Source organism: Thiohalocapsa marina (assembly GCF_008632335.1).
Lineage (GTDB): Bacteria > Pseudomonadota > Gammaproteobacteria > Chromatiales > Chromatiaceae > Thiohalocapsa > Thiohalocapsa marina.
On record NZ_VWXX01000054.1, the window covers coordinates 1 to 12,898 of the forward strand.

Below are 12,898 nucleotides of genomic sequence, written 5' to 3' on the forward strand. Positions count from 1 at the left end.
AGCGCGTAGGGTGCGGTGAGGTACGAACCGCACCGTTGCCGGATGTGCCCGTGAAACATGGGTCATGGTGCGGTTCCTGTGTCACCGCACCCGACGAGCTGGTGCCGGGGGGTTGTGTGGGGGGATGCGGAGGCCATGGCCCGCTACGAGCATTTACCGATCTATAAGCAGGCCATGGACGTGGCGGTGCACCTCGAGAAGGTCGTCGCCGGCTTCAGCCGCTACCACAAATACAGCCTGGGCAGCGATTTGCGCCAAAAGAGCCGCGACATCGTCGCCCAGATCATCCGCGCCAATGCCGAGCACGATAAGGCCCCGGCCTTGCGCGCGCTGCGCGGGCAGCTCGATGAGCTGCTCATCCTGATTCGCCTGGGCAAGGAGGTGCAGGCGTTCAAGAGTTTCGCGGCCTATCAGTTCACGGTGGAACAGGTCGCCTCGGTTTGCAGACAGAACGAGGGCTGGCTCAGGAGCGTGACGGCCGAGCCGGGCGCGCAGAGGCCACGGGGGCCAGAAGCCGGTCGGCGTCGCCGCCGCAGCGATGCGGAGACGGGCCGGCCGACGCGTGCCGATTGATCATTGTGCGCCCAGCCCGCCTGTGGCGCCGCACCGCGGAGCCACAGGCATATCGATTCAGGGCGGGATACCCGCTGTGGGATTCCCAACCGGTGGGGCACCCTGAAGCCGGTCACCATGCCGGACGGGGTGGCGGAAAGTGGCTGGGCAAAGGGCCGTGGTCTGGTCCGGCACGGAGTACGCGCCGAATCCGAACAACGCGTGGAACTTCAACGCCGACAATGGCAACCAGAACAACGACAATAAGGACAACCAGAACTACGGTTGGGCGGTTCGCCCCGGAGAATGATGCCCGTTGACGCGCGCGGCGCCGTTCGGGGTCGTGCTCGATGAGCTTGTTCTCCTACGAGAACCTGTATCGCCACTACCTCGGCTGCCGGCGCAACAAGCGTAATACCATCAACGCCCTGCGCTTCGAGGCCCGGCAGGAGCTGAACCTGCTGGCGCTGAGCGAGATCTTCGCCGCGGACTTCCGCGACCGCGTGGTGCACCATGTCCTGGTGGACCACCTGGAGCAGTATTGGGAGCGCGTCTTCATCCACGACTCCTACGCCTGCCGCAAGGGCAAGGGCGTGCATGCGGCGGTGGACCGTCTGCAACGCTGCATGCGGCAGGTCAGCGCCAACGGCCAGCGCCGCGCCTGGTATCTGCAGCTCGACATCCGCAACTACTTCATGCGCATCGACAAGGCGATCCTGTGGCGCCTGCTGGAGCCGCACATCGCCGATGCCGACGCGCGCTGGCTCACCGAGCTGTTGGTGTTTCACGACTGCGCCGCCGGGCACATCCTCAAGGGTGCGCCCGGCGAGCTGGCGCGCGTACCGGCGCACAAGAGCCTGTTGCGCTGCGAGCCCGGCAAGGGGCTGCCCATCGGCAACCTGAACAGCCAGTTCTTCGCCAACGTCTATCTCAACGGCCTCGATCAGTTCGTCAAGCATCGGCTGCGCTGCCGGCAGTACCTGCGCTACTGCGATGATTTCGTGCTCCTGTCTGATGATCGCGAGCAGTTGCTGCGGTGGCGAGGAGCCATCGAGGACCAGCTCGAGCAGACCCTGCAGCTGGAGCTGAACCCGCGTCAGCGCCTGCGCCCGGTCTCGGACGGTGTGGACTTTCTCGGTTACATCGTGCGCCGCGACTACCGGCTGGTGCGCCGGCGCGTGGTCAACAACCTGCGCGCGCGCCTGTTGGCCTTCGAGGCGGAGCTGGTCGGCGAGGGGCGTCTGCTGCGGCGCTACCGCTTCGAGCCCATGCTGCTCGATGCCCTGTACGCGGTGCTCTGCTCCTACCGCGGTCACCTGGCCAAGGCCGACAGCGAGGGGCTTTGGGCCAGCCTCTGGACGCGTTTTGCCTTTCTGAGCACCTACCTTGACCAAGACGCCGCCACCGGCAAGCTCGTGCGCAAGGACTGCCTGCCCCGCCAGTTGACCTCGGCACGCGCTCAATACCGTTGGCTGCGTCAGACCTTTGTAGGGGATGTGCTGTTTTTCCAGGTCGGGCGTTTCTATGAGCTCTATGGCGCGGACGATGTGCTGTTGGCGCAACGGCTCGGCCTCCAGCCCCTAGCGGAGAACCGCCGTGGCGCGCACTTCGGCTTTCCGGTCCCCTTGGCGCGGCGCTATGCCCGGATCTTGTTGCGTGATGGGCGCGCCATCTTGGTGGCCACCCAGACCGACAACACCTGGACCGGCATCCGTGAACGCCGTCCGCTGTGGCGTCTGGTGCCGCGGCGGGAGGTCAGGCTGGGAGCCGCTCCCAGCGGAGAGGGTTCAACGCCGGAAAACAGACACTGGCAATAGACGCGTTGAGTGACAGCTAACAGCGTTATCCGGGCATGAAGCTGCCCCTGACGAGTGGCTGCTTTTGCCTGCGTGGCAGATGACGACATGGGCAGGTCTCTCTCCTGCTGACGAGCGTTTCTTGTGAGCGCCAGCACGGGGTCTTGACATCTCATCCCTGAGATGCCGCCCAGGCCAACCTCAGCACTCGATATGCTCGGCCATCTCTAGGGCATCATCGACGTCTACCCCGAGATAGCGGACCGTGCTCTCGATTTTGCGATGACCCAACAGTAGCTGCACCGCTCGGAGGTTCTTCGTCTGGCGATAGATCAGCGTCGCCTTCGTGCGGCGTAAGGAGTGCGTACCGTACTCGGTGGGATCGGCGCCAGTCAGGGCGATCCAGCGTTTCACCATGCGCGCATATTGGCGGGTCGACAGGTGTGGCGCACCGCGCTGGCGGCTTGGAAACAGAACGTCTGCCGCCGATAGCTCGGCCTGTGCGATCCAGGCCTGCAGTGCCTCGCGGGTCTGTTCGGTGATCTCAAAGCGCACCGGCATGCCAGTTTTTTGCTGGACGATGCTCGCCCGTGAGAGGATGTGGTTGCCATGGGCGACGTCGCGCACGTGCAGGCTGACAAGATCACAGCCGCGCAGTTTGCTGTCGATGGCCAAGTTGAAGAGCGCAAGGTCCCGCGTCTTGCCGGCCAGGGCCAAGCAGGTGCGCACGGTCCAGATCTCCCTGAGCTTCAACGGCGGTTTCTGCCCTATCAGCTTGCCTTTGTTCCAAGGGGCCTGTGGCGCAGCCGAGAGCGATGCGGTGGTCGTCATTGTCTGTTTCCTCGTGGGTGATTGCAGGAAACAGAAGCTTGGCCCAACCCGCGCCCGACGATGGGAGGATCACTGCCGGTGGAGCACAGAGAACGCGTGTTTTCTCTGCGCTTAGGTCAATATCTGACCGTTCGGATCTCACGCAATCTAATGGTGGTGCGCCGTTGATGGCCAGCGCGGCCTCGGTGCAGGTCAAGAGACATGGCCCGAGCTGCCTGCATGCAGCACGCTGCCAGACTGCTGGCCGCTGAACTGGCAGGGAAGGAGCTTAAGTGACGTCGCGTGAGGGCGCTGCGTTGATGACCTGAGCGTTGGCTGGGGTGGCGGTGCAGATGAGAGGTGGATGATCGTGGACCCGCCGGGGCACGCCTGGCTCCAGCTCGGCGGCCTAGGCGCAAGTCGCGCGGCGCCGGTCTTGCGTCAACGAATCAGTGAAAGATGGCCTCCGGGGTGTCGGCGGTGAGGATGCGCGCTGACCAGCGGCGCAGGCTGTCGTTATCGGCCGACGCGATGCGCTCGCGCAGGGCCTCGGCGGTGTCGGCACCGAATTTATTCTCGATCTGCCAGAGCAGGAGGTCGGCCTCGCCTTGCCGATAGCCTTTCTCGATTCCGAAACGCTCGGCACTGGTGACGTAGGGCATCTGTTTGCTCTCCTCGTAGGTGTAGAGCTCCTGAAGGAAGCTGGCCTCCAGGATGTCGGGCAACCGGATCATCCAGTCGATGACTCGGAATAGCTCCAGGATGGTCTTGCGCTCGTAACCGCGATCATACATCAGGCGGATGAGACGAAACTTCCAGGCCTTGCGGGTCTCGGCATCCTTAGTAGCCTTGGCCCGGATCTGGGCCATGACGACCAGCGCGAAGGGGTTGTCGCTCGCCTCCAGCTCCGCCCAACGCTCGGGGGTGTCCCAGTCCATGAGCTTGACCATGGGGAAGCGGAAATCGATGGCGCAGCCCCAGAGCGCATCGCGGTAATGCGCGGGGCGAAAGCGCGGATCGACATCGGCGAGCACGGCGAGACTGACGACGGGCACGCCGTAGGCATCGCGGATCTTGTGGTTGTAGACGAACATGCGCTCGGCGAAGGCGGCCTCGGGCTCGCCCTGCACCTCCACATGCACCAGCACCCAAGCGGGCTGACCGTCGAGGCGGTGCACGCCGACAAGCTTGTCGGCATAGCGCCGCCCGGTGGCGGCGTCGCGCACGATCTGCTGGAACTCCTTATCGAGGAACTGGTAGCCGCGGGACCAGTCGATGCCGGCGTGGATGTGCGGAAAGAGCAGCGCGAGGAATTCAGGGAAGTAGCCTTCAAGGGCCTCTTTCCAGGGGCTGTCGTAGTCGCTGCGGGGCGCGAGCTCGGCGGTGTCGTTCATACGGGGCTCCTGAGCGTTGGGGGCGGTACCGAGCAGATCCTGAAGGCCATGCATGCGCACGGGGTGCACTGACTGACTGCATTCATCTCGCGCAGTGTGGGCGACACTCGCGCCCAGATCAACCCGGTGCATCGGCTGATCATAGCCAGCAGGCTGGACTGGACAATTTCCCGCATAGAAAGGCGAATGCCGAAGCAGACGCCGAGAAAGGTCGCCTATCCGGCCGGATCGTCCCATGAGCCGTCATTGGCGATGCCGGAAGGAGCGTCTGCTTTCCTCCTTTTTGGTCTTACGCGCGTGGGTGGTGGAGTGCATCGCTACCTTAAGCAATCGAACACGAATTGACTGTCGCTCGCCAGTGATCTGTTGTCCATACTGGTCAACGGTCACGGTGTGTCAATCGAGGGCTTTGGACATGAGAGTGGGTCGACAGCTTTTGAGTGGATTGGCGGCGACAGTGCTGCTGCTGGCACAGGGGGTGGCGCAGGCGGCGCTGCAGCCCTACACGAGCGAGGGGGCGAACCTGGTCTACAGCACGGGGCAGGATCTGACCTGGACGGCGGATGCGAACCTGTTCAAGACGCAGTGCGATGCCGAGGGTGGTACGGCTCCCAATATCTGTCCGGAATTGATTGTGGAGATTATTGCGGCGGGCTCGCCCGTCACGCATACGGGGACGGTGTCCTACCCGAGCCCCCACGACGTGCTCGCAACGGAATTCAATCAAACCGACGGTGGAATGACCTGGTTCGCCGCGCAGGCGTGGGTGGCGTATCTGAACGACATCGCCTACGGCGGGGCGACGAACTGGCGGTTGTGGGAGGCGGACCCGGCGGATACCAATTGCAGCTTGAATTTCGTCCCGGGTGGCGGTTTCCCGACGCAATATTATGGTTTCGGTTGTACGGGTACTGAGTTGGGTTATCTGTACTACGAGGAGGGCGGGGCGACGCCGCGAGACAGCGCGGGGCCTCCAATGAGTACGCTTACCCCCTTGTCGGTCTTCGCTAACTTGCAGGATTTTGCTTACTGGTCCGGCACGGAGTACGCGCCGAATCCGGGCGACGCGTGGCTCTTCAACGCCGACTTTGGCAACCAGGACGACTACTATAAGGGCTACCAGCTCTACGGTTGGGCGGTTCGCCCCGGACAAGTCGCGCCCGATCCGCAACCGATCCCGACAATGAGTGTCTGGGGCCTCGGGCTTCTGAGCCTCCTGTTGCTGGCGTTTGGGCGGGCGCGACTTCGGTGATTTGGCGCTTTGGATGATTCGGTCCTTTGAGGGGGGTCAGGGGGGAGACTTCCCCCCTCGCGCGCGCTGGTCGCCGCGGCTGGGTAAGCGCGTAGGGTGCGGTGAGGTACGAACCGCACCGTTGCCGGATGTGCCCGTGAAACATGGGTCATGGTGCGGTTCCTGTGTCACCGCACCCGACGAGCTGGTGCCGGGGGGTTGTGTGGGGGGATGCGGAGGCCATGGCCCGCTACGAGCATTTACCGATCTATAAGCAGGCCATGGACGTGGCGGTGCACCTCGAGAAGGTCGTCGCCGGCTTCAGCCGCTACCACAAATACAGCCTGGGCAGCGATTTGCGCCAAAAGAGCCGCGACATCGTCGCCCAGATCATCCGCGCCAATGCCGAGCACGATAAGGCCCCGGCCTTGCGCGCGCTGCGCGGGCAGCTCGATGAGCTGCTCATCCTGATTCGCCTGGGCAAGGAGGTGCAGGCGTTCAAGAGTTTCGCGGCCTATCAGTTCACGGTGGAACAGGTCGCCTCGGTTTGCAGACAGAACGAGGGCTGGCTCAGGAGCGTGACGGCCGAGCCGGGCGCGCAGAGGCCACGGGGGCCAGAAGCCGGTCGGCGTCGCCGCCGCAGCGATGCGGAGACGGGCCGGCCGACGCGTGCCGATTGATCATTGTGCGCCCAGCCCGCCTGTGGCGCCGCACCGCGGAGCCACAGGCATATCGATTCAGGGCGGGATACCCGCTGTGGGATTCCCAACCGGTGGGGCACCCTGAAGCCGGTCACCATGCCGGACGGGGTGGCGGAAAGTGGCTGGGCAAAGGGCCGTGGTCTGGTCCGGCACGGAGTACGCGCCGAATCCGAACAACGCGTGGAACTTCAACGCCGACAATGGCAACCAGAACAACGACAATAAGGACAACCAGAACTACGGTTGGGCGGTTCGCCCCGGAGAATGATGCCCGTTGACGCGCGCGGCGCCGTTCGGGGTCGTGCTCGATGAGCTTGTTCTCCTACGAGAACCTGTATCGCCACTACCTCGGCTGCCGGCGCAACAAGCGTAATACCATCAACGCCCTGCGCTTCGAGGCCCGGCAGGAGCTGAACCTGCTGGCGCTGAGCGAGATCTTCGCCGCGGACTTCCGCGACCGCGTGGTGCACCATGTCCTGGTGGACCACCTGGAGCAGTATTGGGAGCGCGTCTTCATCCACGACTCCTACGCCTGCCGCAAGGGCAAGGGCGTGCATGCGGCGGTGGACCGTCTGCAACGCTGCATGCGGCAGGTCAGCGCCAACGGCCAGCGCCGCGCCTGGTATCTGCAGCTCGACATCCGCAACTACTTCATGCGCATCGACAAGGCGATCCTGTGGCGCCTGCTGGAGCCGCACATCGCCGATGCCGACGCGCGCTGGCTCACCGAGCTGTTGGTGTTTCACGACTGCGCCGCCGGGCACATCCTCAAGGGTGCGCCCGGCGAGCTGGCGCGCGTACCGGCGCACAAGAGCCTGTTGCGCTGCGAGCCCGGCAAGGGGCTGCCCATCGGCAACCTGAACAGCCAGTTCTTCGCCAACGTCTATCTCAACGGCCTCGATCAGTTCGTCAAGCATCGGCTGCGCTGCCGGCAGTACCTGCGCTACTGCGATGATTTCGTGCTCCTGTCTGATGATCGCGAGCAGTTGCTGCGGTGGCGAGGAGCCATCGAGGACCAGCTCGAGCAGACCCTGCAGCTGGAGCTGAACCCGCGTCAGCGCCTGCGCCCGGTCTCGGACGGTGTGGACTTTCTCGGTTACATCGTGCGCCGCGACTACCGGCTGGTGCGCCGGCGCGTGGTCAACAACCTGCGCGCGCGCCTGTTGGCCTTCGAGGCGGAGCTGGTCGGCGAGGGGCGTCTGCTGCGGCGCTACCGCTTCGAGCCCATGCTGCTCGATGCCCTGTACGCGGTGCTCTGCTCCTACCGCGGTCACCTGGCCAAGGCCGACAGCGAGGGGCTTTGGGCCAGCCTCTGGACGCGTTTTGCCTTTCTGAGCACCTACCTTGACCAAGACGCCGCCACCGGCAAGCTCGTGCGCAAGGACTGCCTGCCCCGCCAGTTGACCTCGGCACGCGCTCAATACCGTTGGCTGCGTCAGACCTTTGTAGGGGATGTGCTGTTTTTCCAGGTCGGGCGTTTCTATGAGCTCTATGGCGCGGACGATGTGCTGTTGGCGCAACGGCTCGGCCTCCAGCCCCTAGCGGAGAACCGCCGTGGCGCGCACTTCGGCTTTCCGGTCCCCTTGGCGCGGCGCTATGCCCGGATCTTGTTGCGTGATGGGCGCGCCATCTTGGTGGCCACCCAGACCGACAACACCTGGACCGGCATCCGTGAACGCCGTCCGCTGTGGCGTCTGGTGCCGCGGCGGGAGGTCAGGCTGGGAGCCGCTCCCAGCGGAGAGGGTTCAACGCCGGAAAACAGACACTGGCAATAGACGCGTTGAGTGACAGCTAATGTTAAGGGTTATCAGATGCCTACCGCCGTGTGGCGTGCTCAACCGGAGCCACTGAACGGGAAGGCGGTGATGGGCTGCGCAAATTATCGCTGCCGGGGGCGGTAGGCGTCGGATAACCCTTGGGGGAGGAAACCGCGGGCGTCTGGGGATGAGGCCAGCAATGGCGAGGCGCTATGGGGATTTGATCCGAGGGCGCCGGCGCTCGCGCCAAGTGAACGGGTGCAATGGCTGTTGGCGCGGACGTTGGGCGAGGGTTGCGCGGCTACGAGGGTGGCGAGTGGGCGTTGCCGGGGCAGCGGCCGCAGTGTGCAACAGCGGGGTTTGGCGTGCGGGCACAGAGGCGCCCGTGCACCGAGGAGCCGATGCCTGCAGGGGGCTGACAGCCAGTGGCTGGCGGCGGTTGTGCTCATGTCGCCCGCGCCATGAGCGGCGGCGGTGCCCGCGGTGCATGGCCGCGCTCGAAGCGCTCGATGATGCGCATCGGTGCGCCGCAGCAAGGACAAGGTCGGGCCTGCTCGCTCGGGCGCGCCTCAGCGCCCCCCTCTCCGGTGCTGACGGGCACGGCAATGAGCGGGGACAGCGGGCTGGCCAGCAGTCCCCGCGCCCGCGCCAGGTTGGCGACGCGCGAGGCATTAGCCAGCAGGCCGAAGTGGCGGATGCGGTGAAACCCCGACGGCAGGACATGCAGCAGAAAGCGGCGCATGAACTCCGCCACCGGAAGGGTCATCGGCTTGTAGCGGCAGCGGCCCTTGGCCCGGTAGTCCTTGAACTTAAACGTGACGCCTTGCGCATCGACGGCGATCAGGCGGCTGTTGGCGATGGCCACGCGGTGGGTGTAGCGCGACAGATAGGCCAGCACCGCCTCGGGACCCGCGAAGGGACGCTTGGCGTAGACCACCCACGCGCGCTGGCGCAGCGGGCGCAGCCAGTCGGCGAAGGCTGTCGGCTTAGCCAGCTCGACGTGCTCGCCGATGCACCTGAGCGCACCGGCCTGGTAGGCCGCTGCGAGCTTTTCGCAGAACAACCGTCGAAACAACCGCGAGAGTACCCGCACCGGCAGGAAGAAGCCGGGCCGACAGGCCACCCAGCGCTCACCGTCGAAGGCGATGCCGCCGCCCGGCACGATGCAATGCAGGTGCGGATGATGGGTTAGCGCCGAGCCCCACGTATGCGGGACCGCCGTCACCCCGATGCGCGCCCCCAGGTGCTTGGGGTCCGCGGCGATGGTGAGCAGCGTCTCGGCAGCGGCGGCAAACAGCAGGCCGTAGACCACCGCCTTATTGTGATAGGCGAGCTGCCCGATCGACGCCGGCAGGGTGAAGACCACGTGGTAGTACTCCACCGGCAGCAGATCGGCCTCCCGCTCAGCGAGCCACTGCCTGGCCACCGCACCTTGGCACTTTGGGCAATGGCGGTTGCGACAGGAGTTGTAGGCGATCTCGCTGTGACCGCAGTCCGGGCACTGCGCGACATGGCCGCCGAGCGCCGCGGTGCGGCAGCGCTCGATGGCCGACATCACCTTGAGCTGGCCGAGGCTCAGATGCCCGGCTTGTTGCTCACGCCAAGCGGGACCGTGGTCGCGGAAGATGTCCGCGACCTCCAGCGCCGGCCGTGCCACGGCCGGCTCAGGCGCGCGACCGATCCTTCGGTGTCAGGCGCTCCAGCGGACTGGTGACCTGCGCGAGCGTACGCGTGGCCACTTGGGTGTAGAGCGTGGTGGTCTCCAGCCGCTTGTGCCCGAGCAGCACCTGGATCACGCGGATGTCCTCCTTGTGCTCGAGCAGGTGTGTGGCGAAGCTGTGGCGCAGCGTATGCATCGAGACGCGCTTGCTGAGGCCGGCAGCCGCGGCGGCGGCATGACAGGCGCGGTTGAGCTGACGCGTGGTGAGTGGATTGACCGGGTCCTGGCCCGGAAACAGCCAGCCGTGCGGCAACATCTGCCCGCGCGCCTTGCCCGCGCGCCTTGCCCGCGCGCCACCACGCCCGCAGCACGCCGAGCAGCGCCGCGGAGAGCATGACATAACGGTCCTTGCGCCCTTTGCCCTGATCGACCCGGATCACCATCCGCTGACTGTCGATGTCGTCGACCCGCAACCCCACCACCTCGGAGGCCCGCAGGCCCGCGCCGTAGGCCACCGACAGCATCGCTTTGTACTTCAGCCCCGGCGCCGCATCAAGCAAGCGCTCCACCTCTTCGGGACTCAACACCACGGGTAGCGTGCGCGCCACGCGCACATGGCTCATCGCCGTCATCAGCTCGCCGCGGCCAAGGGTGATCTCGAAGAAGAACCGCAGCGCGGTGACCGCCGCGTTCAGGCTGATCCGAGAGGTGCCGTGCTCGCTGAGATGCAGTTGGTAGCGGCGCAGGTCCTCGGCCGTCGCGGTGTCCGGTGCGCGTTTGAGGAAACGAGCCAAGTCCTTGACCCCGCGTAGATAGCCGCTCTGGGTTTTCTCGGAGAGTTTGCGCAGGCGCATGTCCTCGATCATGCGCTGACGAAGTGGGCTGATAGGTCTATGCTCACTACTCATGGGTCTGCTCCCGTGCTGGAGGTTGAGGGGGTACTGCACCTCTAACCTTTAGTCGGGACTGACCCATCCCGCTGAACAATGACCTCCGGCCGTGCCGGCCGCGCCCTACCGCGTTAGCGGTTTAGTCCTCCAGCGTTTAGCGGCCACCGCCACCTTTATGGGCAGTGTCCGCTTTCTGGTGCTTGATCGTGCCCGTCGCCTCTCGTCGCCTGCGCAACGCCCCTACACCAGCCCCCGCCGTCCCGCCATCTCGGCCTGCACCGCCTCGGCGAATTCCTGCTTCACCGCCATCCAGTCCCGCTGGGCGATGGTGATCGGCGCAGGCTCCGGAAAATCCTTGAACCAGGGTCCATAGGACGGCCGCAGCACCTGCTCGCGCTCGGCGGCGAGCACGGCGAGGTCTGCCTGCTTGACCGCGGGTGGTTCCGGCCAGGCCAGGCCGAAGACCGCGGCGACGACTGCGTTGATGCGGCGCTCTACCTCCTTGTATTCGGGCATGACCTGCTTCAGCGGGCTGACCATGTCGCCGATGTAGGCCTCGGCGGCGTCGTGCAGCAGGCCGTCCAGGCGCAGGTCTGCGGGCAGCAGCTCGGCGACATGCAGCGAGTGCTGGGCGACGCTGTAGGGGAAGCGTGCGGCGCCGTTGAAGCGGTTCATCAGCGACAGGGAATGCACGATGTCCTCCAGGCGCACCATGTCGGGGGTGGGGGCGCGCAGGTCGAAGGCGATGCCGGAGTAGGTGTGGATGTGAATGGGCGCGGTGGTCATGGGCCGGTGGCAGGTGTCGGGGCGGCTGTGGCGTCTGGTGGGCTCAGCAGTGTGCCACGGGCAGCTCATCCCAGCGGGTGGTGTAGCGCGGTGAGCGGTGGTCCTGGCGCCGGGCCCAGCGCGGAGCGGGTCGGGCGTCCGAGCGCGCGGCGGGCCGGGCGTTGGCCAGGTACAGGCTGCCGCGGCCAAAGCGGTCGTTGATCTGGTCCAGGGTGGCCATGAGCGCCCTGCTCTGCCGGCGGCTGTCGCTGTCGTCGAACAGGCCGGGCTGGGTGTTAGCGGCGGGACCAAGGCCCAGCAGCAGGACGCCGGCCTTGGTATAGCGCCGATGGGGGCGGTAGATGGCGCGCAGGCCCTGGCAGGCGGCGGCGACCAGCGCGCGGGTGTCGGCGCTGGGCGTGGCGAGCGCAATGCTGCGGCTGGCGGCATAGGGCGTGCTGTCGGTGCGAAACGGGCTGGTCTGGATCTCCACCGCCACGGCGGCGGCCTCGCCCTGCTGGGCGCGCAGTTTCTCGGCGGCACGGCTAGCGAAGGTGGTGACCGCCTCGATCAGCTCCTCCAGCGTGGTCACCGGGGCGCCGAAGGAGCGCGAGCAGCGGATCTGCTGCTTGTCCGGGGTCACGTCCTCCAGCGCCAGGCAGGGGATGCCGCGCAGTTCCAGCGCGGTGCGCTCGAGCACCACGGAGGCCTGCTGGCGGATGTGACTGGGCGCGGCCCGGCGCAGGGCGAGCGCGGTGTCGATGCCGAGCGCTTGCAGCCGCCGGGCGAGTCGGGCGCCCACGCCCCAGACCTCGCCCACGGGGACGTCGGCGAGCAGCCGGTCGACGTCGGGCTCGGCCAGCGCCTGCAGGTCACAGACGCCGTTCCAGCGCGCATCCTGCTTGGCCAGGTGATTGGCGAGCTTGGCCAGGGTCTTGGTCGGGCCGATGCCGACACAGACCGGCAGGCCGGTCCATTGCAGCACGGTGGAGCGGATGCGCTGGCCGATGGCGGCGGCCGGCTCCGGCAGCCCGCTCAGGTCGAGAAAGCTCTCGTCGATGGAGTAGACCTCCTGGCGCGGGGCGAAGCGTGCGAGCAGGCGCATGACGCGGTTGCTCATGTCGGCGTAGAGGGCGTAGTTGCTCGACAGCGCGGTGACCTCGCCGGCTGGCTGCGGTGCCCTGCCCGCCTGGCGCAGGCGCTCGCGGGCCTTGAACCAGGGCTCGCCCATGCGCAGGCCCAGCGCCTTGGCCTCGCGCGAGCGCGCGACGATGCAGCCGTCGTTGTTCGACAGCACCACCACGGCGCGCCCTTGCAGGTCCGGGCGGAACACCTGCTCGCA

Annotated in this window: 11 protein-coding genes; 5 read left to right on the top strand and 6 right to left on the bottom strand. The window is 66.2% G+C overall.

Translation table 11 applies throughout. The features are described 5' to 3' along the window. Window positions 1–135: 135 nt before the first annotated feature. Together F2Q65_RS18450 and F2Q65_RS18455 are read left to right on the top strand one after the other, a co-directional pair. Window positions 136–573: a four helix bundle protein gene (locus tag F2Q65_RS18450; protein ID WP_170265811.1), complete on the top strand. Its 438-nt coding sequence runs from the start codon at window positions 136–138 to the stop codon at window positions 571–573. Window positions 574–902: 329 nt separating this feature from the next. Beyond that, window positions 903–2,369 (top strand): reverse transcriptase domain-containing protein, encoded by a 1,467-nt coding sequence (locus F2Q65_RS18455; RefSeq protein ID WP_150094871.1) that lies wholly within the window; start codon window positions 903–905, stop codon window positions 2,367–2,369. A 180-nt stretch (window positions 2,370–2,549) separates the two neighbouring features. On the opposite strand, the gene F2Q65_RS18460 is transcribed toward F2Q65_RS18455, so the two are convergent. Together F2Q65_RS18460 and F2Q65_RS18465 are read right to left on the bottom strand one after the other, a co-directional pair. Continuing rightward, a complete protein-coding gene (locus tag F2Q65_RS18460) occupies window positions 2,550–3,179 on the bottom strand; it encodes a tyrosine-type recombinase/integrase (RefSeq protein ID WP_150094872.1) in 630 nt (209 codons plus the stop codon). A gap of 428 nt (window positions 3,180–3,607) precedes the next feature. Next, window positions 3,608–4,552, bottom strand: coding sequence for an RpnC/YadD family protein (locus F2Q65_RS18465; protein ID WP_150094873.1), 945 nt, complete (start codon window positions 4,550–4,552; stop codon window positions 3,608–3,610). A gap of 457 nt (window positions 4,553–5,009) precedes the next feature. Here F2Q65_RS18465 and F2Q65_RS18470 point away from each other — a divergent pair, with 457 nt between their 5' ends. The 3 genes from F2Q65_RS18470 to F2Q65_RS18480 all read left to right on the top strand — a co-directional run bounded on the left by F2Q65_RS18470 (window position 5,010) and on the right by F2Q65_RS18480 (window position 8,259). Further along, window positions 5,010–5,804 carry an Lcl C-terminal domain-containing protein gene (locus F2Q65_RS18470; protein ID WP_170265812.1) on the top strand — a complete coding sequence of 265 codons (795 nt, stop codon included), beginning with the start codon at window positions 5,010–5,012 and terminating at the stop codon, window positions 5,802–5,804. A gap of 221 nt (window positions 5,805–6,025) precedes the next feature. Then, the gene (locus F2Q65_RS18475; RefSeq protein WP_170265811.1) at window positions 6,026–6,463 is read left to right on the top strand and encodes a four helix bundle protein; all 438 of its coding nucleotides are present in this window, start codon (window positions 6,026–6,028) and stop codon (window positions 6,461–6,463) included. A gap of 329 nt (window positions 6,464–6,792) precedes the next feature. Then, window positions 6,793–8,259 carry a reverse transcriptase domain-containing protein gene (locus tag F2Q65_RS18480; RefSeq protein ID WP_150094871.1) on the top strand — a complete coding sequence of 489 codons (1,467 nt, stop codon included), beginning with the start codon at window positions 6,793–6,795 and terminating at the stop codon, window positions 8,257–8,259. Between the two features lie 427 nt (window positions 8,260–8,686). Here F2Q65_RS18480 and F2Q65_RS18485 read toward each other — a convergent pair whose 3' ends face one another. The 4 genes from F2Q65_RS18485 to F2Q65_RS18500 all read right to left on the bottom strand — a co-directional run. Then, window positions 8,687–9,898 carry an IS91 family transposase gene (locus tag F2Q65_RS18485; RefSeq protein WP_150094875.1) on the bottom strand — a complete coding sequence of 404 codons (1,212 nt, stop codon included), beginning with the start codon at window positions 9,896–9,898 and terminating at the stop codon, window positions 8,687–8,689. Next, window positions 9,817–10,809: a tyrosine-type recombinase/integrase gene (locus F2Q65_RS20475; RefSeq protein WP_211354101.1), complete on the bottom strand. Its 993-nt coding sequence runs from the start codon at window positions 10,807–10,809 to the stop codon at window positions 9,817–9,819. Before F2Q65_RS20475 ends, F2Q65_RS18485 begins: the two co-directional genes overlap by 82 nt. Window positions 10,810–11,031: 222 nt before the next feature. After that, window positions 11,032–11,577 (bottom strand): metal-dependent phosphohydrolase, encoded by a 546-nt coding sequence (locus F2Q65_RS18495; protein WP_150094876.1) that lies wholly within the window; start codon window positions 11,575–11,577, stop codon window positions 11,032–11,034. Between the two features lie 43 nt (window positions 11,578–11,620). Next, a partial coding sequence (locus F2Q65_RS18500; protein WP_150094877.1) for a Y-family DNA polymerase occupies window positions 11,621–12,898 on the bottom strand: 1,278 nt, incomplete at its 5' end.

Bases quoted from the DNA above. Each gene is read 5' to 3' on its own strand.
- F2Q65_RS18450 (WP_170265811.1), top strand. From the start codon at position 136: ATGGCCCGCTACGAGCATTTACCGATCTATAAGCAGGCCATGGACGTG.
- F2Q65_RS18455 (WP_150094871.1), top strand. From the start codon at position 903: ATGAGCTTGTTCTCCTACGAGAACCTGTATCGCCACTACCTCGGCTGC.
- F2Q65_RS18460 (WP_150094872.1), bottom strand. From the start codon at position 3,179: ATGACGACCACCGCATCGCTCTCGGCTGCGCCACAGGCCCCTTGGAAC.
- F2Q65_RS18465 (WP_150094873.1), bottom strand. From the start codon at position 4,552: ATGAACGACACCGCCGAGCTCGCGCCCCGCAGCGACTACGACAGCCCC.
- F2Q65_RS18475 (WP_170265811.1), top strand. From the start codon at position 6,026: ATGGCCCGCTACGAGCATTTACCGATCTATAAGCAGGCCATGGACGTG.
- F2Q65_RS18480 (WP_150094871.1), top strand. From the start codon at position 6,793: ATGAGCTTGTTCTCCTACGAGAACCTGTATCGCCACTACCTCGGCTGC.
- F2Q65_RS20475 (WP_211354101.1), bottom strand. From the start codon at position 10,809: ATGAGTAGTGAGCATAGACCTATCAGCCCACTTCGTCAGCGCATGATC.
- F2Q65_RS18495 (WP_150094876.1), bottom strand. From the start codon at position 11,577: ATGACCACCGCGCCCATTCACATCCACACCTACTCCGGCATCGCCTTC.